Source organism: Streptomyces sp. NPDC037126, from assembly GCF_055605965.1.
Genome location: NZ_JBVJTD010000008.1, coordinates 151,448 through 169,131, shown reverse-complemented (window position 1 = coordinate 169,131; position 17,684 = coordinate 151,448). Strand labels below are relative to the sequence as shown.

At 73.0% G+C, this 17,684-nt stretch carries 18 protein-coding genes and 1 tRNA gene; 7 read left to right on the top strand and 12 right to left on the bottom strand.

Annotation, left to right across the window (positions count from 1 at the left end; all coding sequences use genetic code 11):
- Nucleotides 1-36: 36 nt before the first annotated feature.
- The 6 genes from fabI to ACZ7FF_RS19890 form a co-directional block, all read right to left on the bottom strand.
- The gene (gene fabI / locus ACZ7FF_RS19915; RefSeq protein ID WP_470813542.1) at nt 37-804 is read right to left on the bottom strand and encodes an enoyl-ACP reductase FabI; all 768 of its coding nucleotides are present in this window, start codon (nt 802-804) and stop codon (nt 37-39) included.
- Entirely contained in the window at nt 801-1,130 is a 330-nt protein-coding gene (gene fdxA, locus ACZ7FF_RS19910; RefSeq protein WP_470813541.1) for a ferredoxin, read from the bottom strand. Before fdxA ends, fabI begins: the two co-directional genes overlap by 4 nt.
- A 2-nt stretch (nt 1,131-1,132) precedes the next feature.
- Nucleotides 1,133-2,521: an MFS transporter gene (locus ACZ7FF_RS19905; protein ID WP_470813540.1), complete on the bottom strand. Its 1,389-nt coding sequence runs from the start codon at nt 2,519-2,521 to the stop codon at nt 1,133-1,135.
- A 122-nt stretch (nt 2,522-2,643) separates the two neighbouring features.
- Nucleotides 2,644-3,747 carry a fatty acid desaturase family protein gene (locus ACZ7FF_RS19900; RefSeq protein WP_470813539.1) on the bottom strand — a complete coding sequence of 368 codons (1,104 nt, stop codon included), beginning with the start codon at nt 3,745-3,747 and terminating at the stop codon, nt 2,644-2,646.
- Between the two features lie 274 nt (nt 3,748-4,021).
- Complete coding sequence (locus ACZ7FF_RS19895; protein ID WP_470813538.1) at nt 4,022-4,171, bottom strand: hypothetical protein; 150 nt, start codon at nt 4,169-4,171, stop codon at nt 4,022-4,024.
- A gap of 52 nt (nt 4,172-4,223) precedes the next feature.
- Complete coding sequence (locus tag ACZ7FF_RS19890) at nt 4,224-5,231, bottom strand: DUF2156 domain-containing protein (RefSeq protein ID WP_470813537.1); 1,008 nt, start codon at nt 5,229-5,231, stop codon at nt 4,224-4,226.
- A 175-nt stretch (nt 5,232-5,406) separates the two neighbouring features.
- On the opposite strand from ACZ7FF_RS19890, the gene ACZ7FF_RS19885 reads away from it, so the two are divergent.
- From ACZ7FF_RS19885 to ACZ7FF_RS19870, 4 genes are all read left to right on the top strand, one after another.
- Nucleotides 5,407-5,502, top strand: a tRNA-Cys gene (locus ACZ7FF_RS19885).
- Nucleotides 5,503-5,789: 287 nt separating this feature from the next.
- Complete coding sequence (locus tag ACZ7FF_RS19880; protein ID WP_470813536.1) at nt 5,790-6,587, top strand: AfsR/SARP family transcriptional regulator; 798 nt, start codon at nt 5,790-5,792, stop codon at nt 6,585-6,587.
- Nucleotides 6,588-6,729: 142 nt separating this feature from the next.
- Nucleotides 6,730-8,274 (top strand): acyl-CoA carboxylase subunit beta, encoded by a 1,545-nt coding sequence (locus ACZ7FF_RS19875; protein WP_470813535.1) that lies wholly within the window; start codon nt 6,730-6,732, stop codon nt 8,272-8,274.
- 12 nt (nt 8,275-8,286) lie between these two features.
- The gene (locus ACZ7FF_RS19870) at nt 8,287-8,490 is read left to right on the top strand and encodes an acyl-CoA carboxylase subunit epsilon (RefSeq protein WP_470813534.1); all 204 of its coding nucleotides are present in this window, start codon (nt 8,287-8,289) and stop codon (nt 8,488-8,490) included.
- A gap of 69 nt (nt 8,491-8,559) precedes the next feature.
- On the opposite strand, the gene ACZ7FF_RS19865 is transcribed toward ACZ7FF_RS19870, so the two are convergent.
- A complete protein-coding gene (locus ACZ7FF_RS19865) occupies nt 8,560-8,985 on the bottom strand; it encodes a DUF6299 family protein (RefSeq protein WP_470813533.1) in 426 nt (141 codons plus the stop codon).
- A 234-nt stretch (nt 8,986-9,219) separates the two neighbouring features.
- Between ACZ7FF_RS19865 and ACZ7FF_RS19860 the strand changes: the two genes are divergently transcribed.
- Nucleotides 9,220-9,417 (top strand): DUF5999 family protein, encoded by a 198-nt coding sequence (locus tag ACZ7FF_RS19860; protein ID WP_470813532.1) that lies wholly within the window; start codon nt 9,220-9,222, stop codon nt 9,415-9,417.
- Between the two features lie 34 nt (nt 9,418-9,451).
- Here ACZ7FF_RS19860 and ACZ7FF_RS19855 read toward each other — a convergent pair whose 3' ends face one another.
- Entirely contained in the window at nt 9,452-9,850 is a 399-nt protein-coding gene (locus ACZ7FF_RS19855; protein WP_470813531.1) for a RidA family protein, read from the bottom strand.
- Nucleotides 9,847-10,983, bottom strand: coding sequence for an acyl-CoA dehydrogenase family protein (locus ACZ7FF_RS19850; protein ID WP_470813530.1), 1,137 nt, complete (start codon nt 10,981-10,983; stop codon nt 9,847-9,849). The genes ACZ7FF_RS19855 and ACZ7FF_RS19850 overlap by 4 nt, the downstream gene beginning before the upstream one ends.
- Nucleotides 10,984-11,200: 217 nt before the next feature.
- On the opposite strand from ACZ7FF_RS19850, the gene ACZ7FF_RS19845 reads away from it, so the two are divergent.
- Nucleotides 11,201-12,793 (top strand): AMP-binding protein, encoded by a 1,593-nt coding sequence (locus tag ACZ7FF_RS19845; protein WP_470813529.1) that lies wholly within the window; start codon nt 11,201-11,203, stop codon nt 12,791-12,793.
- Between the two features lie 15 nt (nt 12,794-12,808).
- Nucleotides 12,809-13,624, top strand: a complete 816-nt coding sequence (locus tag ACZ7FF_RS19840) for a PaaX family transcriptional regulator (protein WP_470813528.1) — start codon at nt 12,809-12,811, stop codon at nt 13,622-13,624.
- 21 nt (nt 13,625-13,645) lie between these two features.
- Here ACZ7FF_RS19840 and ACZ7FF_RS19835 read toward each other — a convergent pair whose 3' ends face one another.
- The 3 genes from ACZ7FF_RS19835 to ACZ7FF_RS19825 form a co-directional block, all read right to left on the bottom strand.
- Entirely contained in the window at nt 13,646-14,062 is a 417-nt protein-coding gene (locus ACZ7FF_RS19835) for a hypothetical protein (protein ID WP_470813527.1), read from the bottom strand.
- Nucleotides 14,063-14,201: 139 nt separating this feature from the next.
- Nucleotides 14,202-16,559, bottom strand: coding sequence for a bifunctional salicylyl-CoA 5-hydroxylase/oxidoreductase (locus tag ACZ7FF_RS19830; RefSeq protein ID WP_470813526.1), 2,358 nt, complete (start codon nt 16,557-16,559; stop codon nt 14,202-14,204).
- 6 nt (nt 16,560-16,565) lie between these two features.
- The gene (locus ACZ7FF_RS19825) at nt 16,566-17,393 is read right to left on the bottom strand and encodes an enoyl-CoA hydratase family protein (protein ID WP_470813525.1); all 828 of its coding nucleotides are present in this window, start codon (nt 17,391-17,393) and stop codon (nt 16,566-16,568) included.
- Nucleotides 17,394-17,684: the final 291 nt, after the last annotated feature.

Below are 17,684 nucleotides of genomic sequence, written 5' to 3'. Positions count from 1 at the left end.
GAGCCGGTCCGGCTCCCGCCCCCTTCCCGTCGGCGCTCACGCGCCCATCATGTGCACCCCGCCGTCCACGTGGACGATCTCGCCCGTGGTGCGCGGGAAGAAGTCCGAGAGCAGGGCGACGACCCCGCGGGCGGCCGGCTCGGGGTCGGTGAGGTCCCATCCCGCCGGGGCCCGGCCGGTGGTCCAGACGTCGGCCAGCTCGGAGAAGCCGGGGATGGACTTGGCGGCCATGGAGCGCAGCGGTCCTGCCGCGACGAGGTTGCAGCGCACGCCCTGGCCGCCGAGGTCGCGGGCGAGGTAGCGGCTGGTGGACTCCAGCGCGGCCTTGGCGACGCCCATCCAGTCGTAGTGCGGCCAGGCCACGGCCGCGTCGAAGGTGAGGCCGACGACGGAGCCGCCGCGCGGCCGCAGCAGCGGGAGGCAGGCCGTGGTGAGGGACTTGAGGGAGTACGCCGAGACGTGCACGGCCGTCGACACGTCGTCCCAGGTGCCGTCGAGGAAGGAGAAGGCGCCCTGGGGTCCGTAGGCGATGGAGTGGACGACGCCGTCGAGGGAGTCGGTGTGGGCGCCGATCCGCTCGGCCAGGGTGTCCAGGTGCTCCTGGTCGGTGACGTCCAGCTCGATCACCGGGGCGGGCCGCGGGAGCTTGCCCGCGAACCGCTCGATCAGGGAGAGCCGGCCGAAACCGGTGAGCAGCACCTCGGCGCCCTCCTCCTGGGCGATCCGGGCCACGTGGAAGGCGATGGAGGCGTCGGTGACCAGGCCGGTCACCAGGATCCGCTTGCCGGCGAGGATGCCGCTCATGCCACCGTCACCCCCTTGGGCAGCGCGCTCACCAGCGGCGAGTCGTGGTCCTGGGGACCGACCGCGCCACCGCCGCCGGGCGAGCCGAGATGCGCGAAGAAGGCGGCGTTGGAGGCCGCGTGGTCGCCGCCCCACTCCTCGGGCATGTCGTCCTCGAAGTAGATGGCGTCGACCGGGCAGACCGGTTCGCAGGCGCCGCAGTCCACGCATTCGTCCGGATGGATGTAGAGGGCGCGGCGGCCCTCGTAGATGCAGTCCACGGGGCATTCGTCGATGCAGGAGCGGTCCTTGACGTCGACGCAGGGCAGTCCTATGACGTAGGCCATGTTCAACTCCTCGTGAGGTGGGGTCGGTCGAGCGGGACGCCGGTGGTGCGCTCGCCGAGCGTCAGCACGGTGGCGGCGAGGACGGCCATGGCGGCGGCGATGACACCGAACAGGGCGCCGGGGCCGTGCGCGTCCAGGACCGGCAGCAGGACGAACGGCAGCGCGGCGGCGCTCAGTTTGGACAGCGAGTAGGCGGCACCGGAGGCGGTGGCGCGGATCGCGGTCGGGTACTGCTCGGACAGGTAGACATGGGAGACGCTGGAGAAGACGTTGCTGAACAGGGTGTACGCGAAGCCGCACACGACGATCAGCGGCGCGGAGCCGGCCCAGGCGAAGCCGAGCCCCGCGGCGACCATCGCGGCGGCCGACAGGGCGACGAGCGTCCGGCGCTCCATCCGGTCGACGACCGGCAGGGCGAGGGCGGAGCCCACCGGGTAGCCGAGGAAGGACAGCGCGGTGAAACCGAGGCCGGCGACGATGCCGTAGCCCTTGGCGGCGACGATCTGCGGGGCGAGGGTGCCGAAGCCGTAGTAGCCGACGACCGACAGCACACAGAAGACCCACAGCACGAGGGTGCGGCGCAGCAGGCCGCGCCCGAGGACGTCCCGAAGGCGCGGCTGGTCACCGAGGGCCTCGGTGGCCGGTGCGGGCCTCTCCAGCGGCAGCCCGCGGCCCGCCGCCTCGGCCTCCAGCCGGGCCACCAGCCGCTCCGCCTCCGCGGTGCGGCCGGTGGCGGCCAGCCAGCGCGGGGACTCGATGAGCTGCCGGCGCAGGAACCACACCGCGGCAGAGCCGAGGGCGCCGAGCACGAACAGCCAGCGCCAGCCGGCCACCCCGAGCGGGGTCAGCGGCACCAGCCACAGGGCGGCGAAGCCCACCGCGGGCACCCCGCAGAAGGCGAGCGTGTAGGCCCAGGCGATGAACCGGCCGCGCTTGGCCGCGGGCAGCACGTCGGCCAGGTAGCAGTCGGACAGGGCCTGTTCGGCGCCGATGCCGAGCCCGGCGAGGAAGCGGGTGACGATCAGCCAGGCAGCGTTCGGGGCGAACGCGCCGAGCAGCGAACAGGCCGAGTAGAGCGCGAGGTTGATCAGGAAGGCCCGGCGCCGGCCGAACCGGTCCGCGATCCGGCCGAGCGTCAGGGAACCGATGAACTGGCCGACGAACGCGGAGGCCAGGACGAGCTTGAGCGAGGTCGTGCCGAAGCCGAAGTCGCTCTGCAGCACCTTTCCGATGGTGCCCGACAGGTTGTTCTCGAAGGTGTCGAAGAACAGGCCGACGCCGATGACCGCGGTGAGTCTGCGGTGCAGGGGAGTGATCGGCATGCGGTCCAGGCGGGCGCCGATCGGGGCGGGAGCGGTGAGACCGCCCGCCGCCGCGGTGGTCTGGGACATGGGGCTGGCTCCTTGTGTGCGTTGCTCCTGGGGAAGGAACCGCCCGGGCCACCGGCGGGCCCGGGCGTGCGGCCCGGGGGCCGGGTGTGGGGGAAGGTGGGGTGTGCGGTGGGGGTGGAGGGTCAGGCCACCTCTTCCATGGCCCGGCGGCGGAGCTGCTCCTCGACGTCGCCGCGCCGCACGGGCGCGCTGACCTCGTGCAGGTAGGACGCGACCTCGCGGTACGAGGCCCAGAAGCCGACCTCGTGGTAGGGCACGCCCCGCTCGGCGCAGTACTGCATGGTCAGTTCGCGGGCGCGGGGCAGGCTCTTCTGCGGCATGGCCGGGAAGAGGTGGTGCTCGACCTGGTAGTTGAGCCCGCCGTAGAGGAAGTCGACCAGCAGGTTGGGCCGGATGTTGCGGGAGGTGAGGACCTGGCGCTCCAGCCAGTCCAGGGTCTCCTCCTCGCCGTCGCGGATCTGCATGCCCTTGTGGTTCGGGGCGAAGATCATCCCGAAGTACACGCCGAGGGCGGCGTGCTGCACCACGATGAAGGCGACCGCGAGCGCCGGGGACAGGACGGTGAAGACGCAGGTGAGGTAGACGGCGGTGCGCAGCACGATCAGGAACGTCTCCAGCGCGGGCCGCTTGGTCTTGCCCTGGACGATGGACAGGACCGCGGTCTTCAGCATCTTGAAGCCCTCGAGCACGAGCAGCACGAAGAACAGCACGCTCTGGTAGCGCACGACGAACTTCTGGGTGCCCTTGCGGCTCGCGTACTGCTTGATGTCGAAGATGGCGGTGCGCCGGCCGATGTCCGGGTCCATGTCGAGGTGGTTGGGGTTGCTGTGGTGCCGGTTGTGGTGGTTGACCCACCAGCCGTAGCTGACCCCGTTGACCAGGTTGGCGTGGACGTAGCCGACGGCGGAGGCGGCCTTCTTGCTGCGGAACATGGACTTGTGGCCGGCGTCGTGCCACATGAACGCCGACTGCCCGCCGCACAGGCCCATCCACAGGGCCGTGACGAGCTGCCACCAGGAGTCGCCGAGTTCGAAGAAGGCGGCGAAGCCGATCAGCAGCAGAGTGGTGTTGAGGGCCAGCTTGCCCACGTAGTACCGCGGGTTCAGGTCGAGGAGCCCCTCTGCCTTGACCCGTTTGAGCAGTTCGGCGAACGTGGCCGACGCGCCGGTGCGTTCGCCGCCCGGTGCGGCCGCGGCCACGGCTTGTTGGATGTGCGGACGCTGCATGCGTTGCTCTCCTTGGAGAAGTGCCCGGATCGGGCGGCGGCGCCGGGGCCCCGCGGACCTGCGGGCGCCGCGGGTCGACTTCGGCTCCCGCGGCCGGTCACCGTCGCGGGCTGCCGCCGCCCGGCGGACCCGGGCGACGGGGGCACAGTGCGGTACCCCCGGGCCCGGACCGCCGGGCGAACGTACGTCCAGCGTTCCGTGCCGCACTGATGTGGCACTGATGCCGGTCTGATCGGGTGCCGTGCGTCCCGGCCGCCGGCGGACCGTTGCGCACTCAGGCGGCCGCCTCGGCGTGCAGCCGCTCGTCGAGGGCGCGGACGACCGCGTCGGCGGCCTCGGCGACCTGCTCGTCGTCGGGCGCGCCGATCACGGCCATCAACTGCCCGATCATGGCGTGCTGGAGTTCCTCGGTGGACTGGCTCATCTCGTCGTCTCCTGTTCGGTGAGGGTGCGCCGCGCGGGGCGCGGGGCGGGTGTCAGAAGGCGTTGCAGGCGCGGAAGATGTGCGCGAAACCGGGCAGCGAGGCCCCCGGTCCGTCGAAGGCGACGTACTCGGGGATGACCACGTCGGGGGCCCACTTCTGCTTGTACGACAGCTGGGTCTGCGCCGGGTACAGCGCGGCGCCCTCGGCCCACAGGGCGTGCATCATCCACTGGAACGCGGGGCTGTGGCCGTCGATCTCGTGGCTCGCGTCGAGCCCGGTGAAGGGCGTGAACCCGAAGTGCAGCCACTCGACGCCCTCGGCCCGGAACACCTCGATGGCGTGCGCGTTGATGGCCTCCATCAGGCCCGGGGAGCCCTCGGGGATGCGTCGGCTGAGGTCGTGCATCCAGCCGGCCCGGCTGCCGTAGACCGGCGAGTACGAGATGTACGCGACGGGGGCGCCGTCGATGGTGCCGGTGAACAGGCGGCGGTGGGCCTGGGCCGGGCCGCCGATCTGGCCGACCAGGAACTCCAGTTGCTGGGCGCCGCCCTTGGAGCCGAGCCAGGCCTGGTCGATGGTGGCGATGGCATCCTGCACGTCGGCCGCGTCGACCTCCTGGATCTGCAGCCCGTTGCGGTGGGCGCGGGAGATCTTGTTGCGCAGCTGCATGAACTTCGTGCCGCGCAGGGTGAACTCGGCGAGGCGCACCGCCCAGGAGGCGCCGACCTGGTTCACGGTGCAGCCCAGCCTGGCGTACCGCTCGGCGTCGGTGCGCTGGAGCTGCACGCCGACGAGGCTCAGGCCCTCGTCCCGGACATGGCTCCGGAAGGCGTCGACGAGGGTGTCGTAGTCGCGTTCGGCGACGAAGGGGCCGCCGAACTGGACGGCCCAGCGGCCGGTGCGGCGGTACACGACGACACCGTCCGCGCCCGGGACGGTGAAGGCGCTGTTTCCGCTGTTGAGTGCCAGGAACGAACTCGGGTTCTCGCTCGTGGTGTGGGCGCGTATCGCGTCGAGGATCTGGCTGTCAGTGCCGGTTTCGGTGGTGGTCGCGGTCATTCCCGTACCCCTTTCGGGAGCGTTTTCCGTCGAAGGGAGTACAGCACCACGAGGTTGTTCTGGAAAAGGGCAACCGGAAATTAGTTGCCTGCGTCAGAAGCGTGTCAGCATTCCGTCAGCAGCTACTGCCAATGTGGTCCATGTGAACGGCACGGGGAACCGGGGCCGGGAGCGAGGAGAGGTGCCCGGAGTGGCCGATCGGGGACCCGGAGCACAGCTCTGGTCGGGCCTGAAAAGGCCCACGCAGGTTCGAACCCTGCCCTCTCCGCCAGCAGCCGGAATCGCGTCGGGATGAAATTCCCGATGGGGGTGAACGGAAATTCACCGACCCGGCGCGCGGCATCAGATCACAACCGGCCGGTGCATCGCAAAGGCGCTGGAGCACCGGATCACCCAGGAACCGCCGGCCGCCCCCCGTCCCGGCGGAGCAGACGCCCCGGCGGGCCGCCGTAGGAGTCGAGGCCCGCCGGGGCGCGGCGCGTTCGGTCTCCTTGTCTTTCACCGCAGCACCACCCCAGGAACACCGTCGCCGAGGAATTGTCATCAAGGGGGAAAGACATGCTGAGGTTCTCCGTTCTCGGGGCACTGGAGATACGCACCGCCGCGGGCCCCGCGGATGTCTCCGGCGATCTGCAGCGCACCCTGGTGCAGACGCTGCTGGTCAGCGAGGGCCGGCCGATCTCCGGGGAGAGCCTGGCCGAGGAGATGTGGGGCGACGCCGTACCCGACAACCAGGCCAACGCCCTGCAGGCGCACGTCAGTCGGCTGCGGCGCAGGCTGCGAGCGCTGGAGCCGGACCGGCCGTCCTCCCGGGTCACCATCCACCCCGCCGGTTACCGGCTCGGCGTCGGTGAGGGGGAGCTGGACGCCGCCGAGTTCGTGCGGGCCGTGCGGCAGGCGGAGACGGCCTCGCCCGACGACGCCCCGCGTGTCGCCCGGCTGCTCGGTGAGGCGTTGGCCCTGTGGCGCGGGCCGGTGTTCGGCGGCTTCCCCGGCGGGACCCTGTGCCAGCTGGCCGGCGCCCGCTACGAGGAGTACCGGATGCGGGCCATGGAGCTGCGCTTCGACGCCGAGCTGCGGCTCGGCCACCACGCGGCCGTGCTCGCCGAACTGGCCGAGGCACACTCCAACCACCCACTGCGGGAACGGTTCTGCGAGCAGCTGATGATCGCCCTGTACTGCTCGGGCCGGCAGGCCGACGCCCTGGACGTCTTCCGGCGCATGCGCCGCCAGCTGGACGAGGAACTCGGCATCCAGCCCTCGCCCGCCCTGCGCAAGGTCGAGAGCGCCATCCTCGCCCACGACCCGGCCCTCACCGGCGACCCGCGGGTCCCCTCGCTGCTCCAGCCGGTGTGACCGAGCGGCGGCCGGGGCCTGTAAGCGGTCCGTCAGCGCCCGGTCAGCCCGCGTTGCCACGATCGTGCCCACGCACACCCGGCCCGACGGCCCGCGCGGGCCCCGTCCGATCTCACGTCACCTCACGCGGAGGCAGGGAGACATGAAGTCCCATGTCGCGGAACTGGCCGGGATACGCGAAAGCGTGCTCGCCGGCCCCAGCGAGAAGGCGACCGCCGCCCAGCGGGCCAAGGGCAAGCTCACCGTGCGCGAGCGGATCGCCCTGCTCCTCGACGAGGGCTCGTTCCAGGAGGTCGAGCCGCTGCGCAGGCACCGGGCGACCGGGTTCGGGCTGGAGGCCAGGAAGCCGTACACCGACGGTGTGGTCACCGGCTGGGGCACGGTCGAGGGCCGTACGGTCTTCGTCTACGCCCATGACTTCCGGATCTTCGGGGGCGCGCTGGGCGAGGCCCACGCCGCCAAGATCCACAAGATCATGGACATGGCCCTGGCGGCGGGCGCGCCCCTGGTCTCGCTGAACGACGGGGCGGGCGCCCGCATCCAGGAGGGCGTGACCGCCCTCGCGGGCTACGGCGGCATCTTCCGCCGCAACACGGCGGCGTCCGGGGTCATCCCGCAGATCTCCGTGATGCTCGGCCCGTGCGCGGGCGGCGCGGCCTACAGCCCCGCCCTGACGGACTTCGTGTTCATGGTCCGCGAGACCTCGCAGATGTTCATCACCGGCCCGGACGTGGTCAAGGCGGTGACGGGCGAGGAGATCACCCAGAACGGGCTCGGCGGCGCCGACGTCCACGCGGAGACCTCCGGCGTCTGCCACTTCGCGTACGACGACGAGGAGACCTGCCTGGAGGAGGTCCGCTACCTGATCTCCATGCTGCCCGGCAACAACCGCGAGACCCCGCCCGCGGCGCCCTCCGCCGACCCGGCCGACCGCCGGTGCGAGGCGCTCTGCGACCTGGTGCCGGTCGACGGCAACCGGCCGTACGACATGACCCGGGTCATCGAGGAGATCGTCGACGACGGCGAGTACCTGGAGGTGCACCAGCGCTGGGCGCGGAACATCATCTGCGCGCTGGCCCGGCTGGACGGCCAGGTGGTCGGGATCGTCGCCAACCAGCCGCAGGCCCTGGCCGGCGTCCTGGACATCGAGGCCTCGGAGAAGGCCGCACGGTTCGTGCAGATGTGCGACGCGTTCAGTATCCCCCTGGTCACCCTGCTCGACGTGCCCGGCTTCCTGCCCGGTGTCGGCCAGGAGCACGGCGGCATCATCCGGCACGGCGCCAAGCTGCTGTACGCCTACTGCGAGGCCACGGTCCCGCGCATCTCCCTGATCCTGCGCAAGGCCTACGGCGGCGCCTACATCGTCATGGACAGCCAGTCCATCGGCGCGGACCTCACCTACGCCTGGCCCACGAACGAGATCGCCGTGATGGGCGCGGAGGGCGCCGCGAACGTCATCTTCCGCCGCCAGATCGCCGAGGCCGACGACCCGGAGGCGAAGCGGGCCGAGCTGGTCAAGGAGTACAGGGCCGAGCTGATGCACCCCTACTACGCGGCCGAACGCGGCCTCGTGGACGACGTGATCGACCCCGCCGAGACCCGCGAGGTGCTGATCCGGGCCCTCGCGATGCTCCGCACCAAGCACGCGGAGCGCCCCGCACGCAAGCACGGCAATCCCCCTCAGTGACGGAGGTACCCCATGTCCGTGTCCCCCGCGTCCGCCCCCACTCCCCCCATCCGCGTCGAGAAGGGCGAGGCCACCGACGAGGAGCTGGCCGCCCTCACGGTGCTGCTGCTCAGCCGCGGCGCGCTCGCCGACGCCGGTGTGGAGCCCTCCACCCCCGGCACCACCTGCTGGCGCCCGCACGCCTTCCACGCGCCGCACAGCTGGCAGCGCTCCTGAACGGTGCGCGTCCGGCGCCGGGCGGCCCGGTGCCCCCCGCGTCCGGACGGCTCGGCGCGCGCCCGCCGCTCACTCCTGGGTGAGGGTGATGTCCTGCTCGGCCACGGCGTGGAAGGCCGGCAGCGGCGCGATGCCCAGCGGGCGCAGCTCCATGAGCGTGGCCTCCACATGGGCGGCACCCTCCTTGAGCGGGGCGGGCGAGACCTTCCCGATGTCCGTCCACCGGTGCTCGGCGCCGTCGCACAGGGCCATGCTGCCGCCGATGCCGTGCTCGACGCCGAGGTCGCCCTGGCTGACCGAGGAACTGACGAACACCGGGCCGGTGCCGCCGGTGCAGCGGTAGCTGCCGGTGAGGATGATCGTTCCGTCGGGGGCGATCCGGCCGGTCGCGTCGACCGTGACGGTCTCGGCGGGGTCGGCGCCGGCCGGGCCGGCGACGGCGCACAGCAGGGCTGCGGCGCCGAGGGCCGCGGCGAGGGCGTGGCGTAGGGGCATGGTGTGCCTCCCGGTTCCGTGGGGATGGGGGCTACCACTGGTACCCGGCGGCCCTGCCGGTGGCCGTGACCTTCACCCCATCGGTGGCGCGTCATCGGACCGTCCGTGAGTTGTCCGGGTGTTGTCACGCTTCCCGGCGGGCGGTTCCGGTGCGTTCACACCGGGGGCATGGTCTGTGCATACCGGGCGGCGGCCGTATCCGCCGGTCTTCAGCATCCGATGTGGAGGTGCGCCATGTGCTCCTGTTCCTCCTCGGTCTCCGGGTATCCCGCCACCCACGGCCCGCACCCGGTGGCCGCCCACCCCGAGCAGGGCTGGACCCTGCTGTGCGACGGCTCGATCGTCTTCGACGACAGCGGGGAGCTGCACGCGGACGGCAGCGTGGTCCCGCCCCGGCGGGTCCCGGCCGCGCGGCCCGCCGTGGCGGCCTGAGCCGGCCGCCGCGGGTCTGCCGGGCGGCGGGCCCCTACGGCAGGACGGCGAACCCGTCCAGCTCGACCATCGCCTGCTCGTCCCACAGCCGTACGACCTCGACGACGGCCATCGCCGGGTAGTCCCGGCCCGCCGCCCGGTGCCAGATGCGGCCCAGCTCGCGGGCCCGGGCGCGGTAGTCGGCCACGTCCGTGGCGTAGACGGTGACGCGGGCGAGGTCCGCGGGGGTGCCGCCGGCCGCGCGCAGGGCGGTGAGGAGGTTGCCGAGGGCCCGCTCGAACTGCTCCGGGAGGGTGGCGCCGGTGACCTTGCCGTCGCCGTCGAGGGCGGTCTGGCCCGCGAGGAACACCACGCGGGAGCCGGTCGCGACGACGGCGTGCGAGAAGCCCGTGGGCGGGGACAGCTCGGGCGGGTTGACGCGCTCGGTCGTCACCGGACCTCCCGGTCGTGGGTCGTGGCGTACAGCTCCTTGGCGATGATGCCCCGCTGGACCTCGCTCGCCCCCTCGTAGATGCGCGGGGCGCGCACCTCGCGGTAGAGGTGTTCGAGCAGGTGACCGCGGCGCAGGGCCCGCGCCCCGTGCAACTGGACGGCGGTGTCGACGACGTACTGGGCGGTCTCGGTGGCGAGCAGCTTGGCCATCGCGGCGCGCCGGGGCACGTCGGCGGCGCCCTGGTCGTAGGCGCTCGCCGCCGCGTACACCATCAGCCGGGCCGCCTCCGTGCGCAGCGCCATCTCGGCGACCTGGTGGGAGACGGCCTGAAGGTCCATCAGCCGGCCCGAGAACGCCTCGCGGCTCCGGGTGTGGTCGAGCGTCGCCTCCAGCGCCGACTGGGCCATGCCGACCGCGAACGCGCCGACGCTGGGCCGGAACAGGTTGAGGGTGCCCATGGCCACGGCGAAGCCGCGGTCGGCCTCGCCGAGCACGTCGTCGACGGAGACGGGCACGGCGTCGAACTCGAGGGCGCCGATGGGGTGCGGCGAGATCATCTCCAGGGCGCTGCCGGTGAGTCCGGGCCGGTCGGCGGGGACCAGGAAGGCGGTCACGCCCCGGGCCCCGGAGCGGGGCGCGGTGCGGGCGAAGACGGTGTAGAAGTCGGCCTCGGGGGCGTTGGAGATCCAGCACTTCGCGCCGGTGAGCCGCCAGCCGTCGCGGCCGTGGGGCTCGGCCGCGAGGGCCAGTGCGGCCGCGTCCGAACCGGCACCCGGCTCGCTCAGCGCGAAGGCGGCGACCGCGCTGCCGTCGGCGACACGGGGGAGCCAGCGCTCCCGCTGGGCGGGGCTGCCGTGGGCGTGCACCGGATGGGCGCCGAGTCCCTGGAGGGCGAGGGCGGTCTCGGCCTCGGTGCAGGCCTGGGCCAGGGACTCCCGCATCAGGCACAGGTCGAGCGCCCCGGATGTGAACAGCCTTCGCAGCAGGCCGAGTTGGCCCAGTTCGGCGAGGAGCGGCCGGTTGACGCGCCCCGGTTCGCCCTTGTCGGCGAGCGGGCGCAGCCGTTCGGCGGCCAGCGTGCGCAGCTCGGCGCACCAGGCGATCTGCTCCGGTTCGAGTGAGAATGCGGGCACTGCCGGTCCTCCCTCCGGGCCGGGCCACCCCGGCCCCTGGCCGTCACCTGCCGGGCCGGGCTTCCCCGCCCCCACCGGGACGGGACGTCGCGGCCCGCTCCGTCATCCACGACGTTATCGCGCAAGGTTGACTGCCGTCACCAACACGATACGCTCGAACCGCGAGCGCACCAGAGAGCCCGTCCGGACGTCTGTCACGGCAAGGGGGCGAACCGCCATGCACCTCTCGGCCCACGTCGACACCTTCGCGCGCGATCATCTGCCGCCGCCGGACGAGTGGCCCGAGCTGTGCTTCGACCTGCCGGAGCTGCACTACCCGGACCGGCTGAACTGCGCGGAGCAGCTCCTCGGCCACGCCGACGCGGCCCGCCCGGTCTTCCACACCCCGAGCGGCCCCACCTGGACCTACGGCGACCTGCGCGCCCGGGTCGACCGGATCGCGCACATCCTCACCGGCGACCTCGGGGTGGTCCCCGGCAACCGGGTCCTGCTGCGCGGCCCCACCACCCCCTGGCTCGCGGCCTGCTGGCTGGCGGTGCTGAAGGCGGGCGCGATCGCGGTCACCGTGCTGGCCCAGCAGCGTCCGCACGAGCTGGCGACCATGTGCGAGATCGCCCGCGTGGAGCACGCCCTGTGCGACATCCGGGCGGTGGACGACCTGGCCAAGGCCGAGATACCCGGGCTGCGCATCACCACGTACGGCGGTGACGCCCCCGACGACCTCCTGCACCGCCCCGCGCCCGGCACCCCCTTCACGGCGGTCGACACCGCGGCGGACGACATCGCCCTGATCGCGTTCACCTCGGGCACCACGGGCCGCCCCAAAGGGTGCATGCACTTCCACCGGGACGTGCTGGCGACGGCGGACACCTTCTCCCGGCACGTACTGCGCCCCCGCGAGGACGACGTCTTCGCCGGCAGTCCCCCGCTGGGCTTCACCTTCGGCCTCGGCGGGCTGGTGATCTTCCCGATGCGGGCCGGCGCCAGCTCCCTCCTGCTGGAACAGGCGGGTCCCCGCCAGCTGCTCCCCGCCGTCGCCGAGCATGGCGTCTCGGTGCTGTTCACCGCCCCGACCGCGTACCGGGCCATGCTGGACGAGCTGGACGGCCAGGACGTCTCGTCGCTGCGCCGCTGCGTGTCGGCGGGCGAGAACCTGCCCGCGGCCACCTGGCGGGCCTGGCACGAGCGCACGGGGGTGCGCATCATCAACGGCATAGGCGCGACCGAGCTGCTGCACATCTTCGTCTCCGCCGCCGACGAGCACATCAGACCCGGCACCACGGGCCTGCCGGTACCGGGCTGGCAGGCCCAGGTCCAGGACGCGGCGGGCGCGCCCGTGCCGGACGGCGAGCCCGGACTGCTGGCCGTGCGGGGCCCGGTCGGCTGCCGGTACCTCGCCGACCCGCGCCAGCGCGTCTACGTGCGCGGCGGCTGGAACATCACCGGCGACACCTACGTGCGCGAGCCCGACGGCTACTTCCGCTACGTGGCCCGCGCGGACGACATGATCATCTCGGCCGGGTACAACATCGCGGGGCCCGAGGTGGAGGACGCCCTGCTGCGGCACCCGGACGTGGTGGAGGCGGCCGTCGTCGGCCGCCCCGACGAGTCACGCGGCCAGGTGGTGGTCGCCTACACCGTGCTGCGCGACGGGGCCCCGCGCGACCCCGAACCGCTGCGCGCGTTCCTCACGTCCGAACTGGCGCCCTACAAGTGCCCGCGCGAGTTCGTCTTCCTCGACGCCCTGCCCCGCACGGCCACCGGAAAGTTGCAGCGGTTCCGCCTACGCACCCGGGGTGACCAGCAGTGATACCGACGACCTAAAATGATCAACGTGTCCGACCAGCACGCCCCCAGGTCCCTCATCGTCACGCTCTACGGCGCGTACGGCCGCTCCATGCCCGGCCCGGTGCCCGTCGCCGAGCTGATCCGGCTCCTGGCCGCGCTCGGTGTGGACGCGCCCTCGGTCCGCTCCTCCGTGTCCCGGCTCAAACGGCGCGGACTGCTGGCGCCCGCCCGCACGACGTCCGGCGCCGCCGGGTACGAACTCTCGGCCGAAGCACGCCAGTTGCTGCAGGACGGCGACCGCCGCGTCTACGCCACCGCGCCCCCCGAGGACGCGGGCTGGGTCCTGGCGGTCTTCTCCGTGCCCGAGTCGGAGCGGCAGAAGCGGCACGTGCTGCGCTCCCGGCTGGCCGGCCTCGGCTTCGGCACGGCGGCGCCCGGGGTGTGGATCGCCCCGGCCCGGCTGTACGAGGAGGCCGAGCACACGCTGCGCCGTCTGCGGCTGGACCCGTACGTGGACTTCTTCCGCGGCGAGCACCTCGGCTTCGCCCCGACGGCCGACGCGGTCGCCCGCTGGTGGGACCTGGCCGCGATCGCCAAGGAGCACGAGCGGTTCCTGGACGCGCACGCCCCCGTCCTGCACGCCTGGGAGCACCGCCCGGACACCCCGCCCGAGGAGGCCTACCGGGACTACCTGCTCGCCCTCGACTCCTGGCGCCACCTGCCCTACACGGACCCGGGGCTGCCCACCCGGCTGCTCCCCGCCGACTGGCCGGGGGTGCGCTCGGCGGAGGTGTTCCGGGGGCTGCACGAGCGGCTGCGGGACGCGGGCGCGGAGTTCACCGGGGTGGTGTGAGCGGCCGGTGGCCCCGGCGGCTCAGAAACGGCGCAGCCGCATGGCGACGCCGTGCCCGACCGCCAGGTAGACCACCGCGGGCAGACCGTAGTCGAGCAGGACCCGCAGGCTCTCCGTGTCCATCGTGAAGATGTCCTGCGACCACCAGGCCAGCGAGTCGGCCACGTCTCGCACGAAGCCCACGAAGACGTTCGCGTGGTTGGCCTCCAGCAGGTACAGCAGGATCCACAGCCCGAGGAACGCCGCCGCGACGTCGGCGACGGTGTGGATGACCAGCGCGGCGCGCCGGGTGCCCGAGCCGTCCCGGGGGCGGGTCCTGGCGGGCGCGACCGGCTGCGCCACGGGTCCCCGGTACTGCGGTGCCGGGGCCGGCGCGTGGCCGTGTCCGTATCCGTGTCCGTATTCGGGGTCCTCGGGCAGCGGCCTGGTGTCAGTCATCGCGGTCTCGATCCCTGTGGTCTTCGTAAATGGCTCGAAAGAACCTAGTCAGACGGCGGTGACAGGGCGGTTCAGGAACCGTGCGAATCGCGTGGAAGGGGTGTGACCGCACCCCCGCACGACTCCTCCCCGGTCCTTCTCAACCGAGCGAGAGCCGGGGCTTCGGGGCGTCCGTGCGGCCCGTCTGCGGGCGGCGGCTGCCCGCCCGGTACGGCGCGGGCCAGCCGGTGCCCGGCCCCTCGTAGCCCTGCTCGGCCGCCGCGTGCAGGGTCCAGTGCGGGTCGTACAGGTGCGGCCGGGCCAGCGCGCACAGGTCCGTACGCCCGGCGAGGATCAGCGAGTTCACGTCGTCCCAGGAGGAGATCGCGCCGACCGCGATCACCGGGACGCCCACCTCGTGCCGGATCCGGTCGGCGAACGGCGTCTGGTACGACCGCCCGAACTCCGGCCGCTCCTCGGCCACCACCTGCCCGGTGGAGACGTCGATCGCGTCGGCGCCGTGCGCGGCGAAGGCACGGGCGATCTCCACGGCGTCCTCGGCGGTGGTGCCGCCCTCGGCCCAGTCGGTGGCCGAGATGCGTACGGTCATGGGCCGCTCGGCCGGCCACACCGCGCGTACGGCGTCGAAGACCTCCAGCGGGAACCTGAGCCGCCTCTCCAGCGAGCCGCCGTAGGCGTCGGTGCGCCGGTTGGTGAGCGGCGAGAGGAAACCGGACAGCAGATAGCCGTGGGCACAGTGCAGTTCGAGCAGGTCGAAGCCGACGCGGGCGGCCCGCCAGGCGGACGCCGCGAACTGCTCGCGGATGTCGGTGAGCTGGGCCCGTGACAGCTGGCGCGGGGTCTGGCCGCCGGGCCGGTACGGCAGCGGGGAGGCGGCGACGAGCGGCCAGTTGCCCGCGGGCAGCGGCTCGTCCATGCCCTCCCACATCAGTCGCGTGGAGCCCTTGCGGCCCGAGTGCCCCAGCTGCACGCCGATCGCGGTGCCGGGCGCCTGCTGGTGCACGAAGTCGGTGACGCGCCGCCACGCCTCCGCCTGCCGTCCGCTGTAGAGGCCGGCGCAGCCCGGGGTGATGCGGCCCTCCTCGCTCACGCACACCATCTCGGTCATGACGAGCCCGGCCCCGCCCAGGGCGCGGGCGCCGAGGTGCACGAGGTGGAAGTCGCCGGGGACGCCGTCGGTGGCGGAGTACATGTCCATCGGGGAGACGACGACGCGGTTGCGCAGGGTCAGTCCGCGCAGCCGGAACGGGGTGAACATCGGGGGCGTGCCGGGCGGGCAGCCGAACTCGCGCTCCACGGCCCCGGTGAAGCGGGCGTCGCGCAGGCGGAGGTTGTCGTGGGTGACGCGGCGGCTGCGGGTGAGCAGGTTGAACGCGAACTGGCGGGGCCGCTGGCCGAGGTAGCGGCCCACGTTCTCGAACCACTCCAGGCTGGCCCGGGCCGCCCGCTGGGTGGAGGCGACGACGGGTTTGCGCTCCTCCTCGTACGCGGCCAGCGCGGCGGGCACGTCCGGCTGTTCCTCCAGGCAGGCGGCGAGCGCCAGCGCGTCCTCGACGGCGAGCTTGGTGCCGGAGCCGATGGAGAAGTGGGCGGTGTGGGCGGCGTCGCCGAGCAGGACGACGTTGCCGTGCGACCAGTGCTCGTTGACCACCGTGCGGAAGGTCGTCCACGCGGACTTGTTGGAGCGCAGCTGCCGGCCGCCCAGCGCGTCCGCGAAGATCTTGGCGCAGCGCTCGACCGACTCCTGCTCGCCCAGCTCGTCGAAGCCGGCCGCGCGCCACACGTCCTCGTGCATCTCGACGATGACGGTGGAGGCGTCGGCCGCGTACGGGTAGCCGTGCAGCTGCATCACGCCGTGCTCGGTCTCGGCGATCTCGAAGCGGAAGGCGTCGAAGGCGAAGTCGGCGGCGAGCCAGATGTAGCGGCAGCGGTGGGTCTCCACCCGCGGCCGGAACACGTCGGCGAAGGCCTCACGGGTGGCGCTGTGCACACCGTCGGCGGCGACCACGAGGTCGTACGCGGCGGACAGCTCGTCCCGCGGCGGTGCCCCGGTCCGGAAGCGGATGGCGACGCCGAGGGCGTGGCAGCGGTCGTGCAGGATCTCCAGGAGGCGGCGCCTGCCGAGCGCGGCGAAGCCGTGACCGCCGGAGGTGTGCCGGGTGCCTCGGTGGACGATGTCGATGTCGTCCCAGCGGACGAAGTCCCGCTGCAGGGCCTCGTAGACGACGGGGTCGGCGTGCTCGATGCCGCCCAGGGTCTCGTCGGACAGGACGACGCCGAAGCCGAAGGTCTCGTCCGGGGCGTTGCGCTCCCAGACGGTGATCTCACGGCCGGGGTCGAGTCGTTTCAGGAGCGCCGCCGCGTACAGCCCGCCCGGGCCGCCGCCGACGATCGCGATGCGTGCGGACCGGCTTCGCGCGGACGGCGGCCGCGGCTCCGTCGCGGCCTGCCGCGCGGTTGCCCGCGCCCCTTCGGCCGGCATGCCCGAGGTCGGCATCGGGGGTCACCTCCCCCGCCACTTCGGCGGGCGCTTCTCGGTGAAGGCCGCGTGGAACTCGGCGTAGTCCTCGCCGTTCATCAGCAGGGCCTGGGTCGAGGCGTCCAGCTCCACCGAGGCGGCCAGGGGCATGTCCAGCTCGGCCGTCAGCAGGGCCTTGGTCTGGGCGTACGCCAGCGCGGGGCCGTCGGCCAGGCGGCGGGCCAGCGCCCGGGCGGCCTCGTCGGCCCGGCCCTCCTCGGTCAGCTCGCTGATCAGGCCGATGCGCTCGGCCTCGGGGGCCCGGACCGGCTCGCCCAGCATCAGCAGCCGGGTGGCGTGCCCGAGGCCGACGACCCGGGGCAGCAGGTAGGCCGCGCCCATGTCGCCGCCGGACAGTCCGACGCGGGTGAAGAGGAAGGCGAAGCGGGCGCTCGGGTCGGCGATCCGGAAGTCGGCGGCGAGGGCGAGGACGGCCCCGGCGCCGGCCGCGACGCCGTGCACCGCGGCGATCACCGGGAAGGGGCATTCGCGGACCGCCCGCACGACCTGGCCGGTCATCCGGTTGAAGTCGAGCAGCTGGGCGGTGTCCATCGAGAGGGTGACACCGATGATCTCGTCGACGTCACCGCCCGAGCAGAAGCCGCGGCCTTCCCCGGCCAGCACCAGGGCGCGCACCGAGCGCTCCCGGGACAGCTGGGCCAGCAGGTCGCGCAGGTCGGCGTAGGCGCCGAAGGTGAGGGCGTTGAGTTTCTCGGGTCGGGCCAGGGTGACCGTGGCGACCCCGTCGGCGAGGTCGACCCGCAGGTGCTCCCAGTCGGCGGTGCGGGCGGCGGAGCCGGTGAAGGGACTCATGACGTGCGGCCTCCTAGGGCGGCGGTGCCGTACGTTGCGCTGTCCCATGAAGTTATCACCTGTTTGTGACTGTCGTCACGAGCGCGCGACAAGAAGGGGCCGTCCGGCCGGTCCGGCCCCTTGTGTCACCGGTCGGCGACAGCGCCGTAACAGTGGGCCCCGGCGTGCGAGGCGGGCCGTCCGGCGGGGTAAGCCGCCCGTTGCCGGGGCCGGTGGTTCCGGCCGAAGCCCGCCGAAGGCCTCCGTGGCCGGGCCCGTACCATTCCTACAGTCGAAAGCAGGACAGCCTGC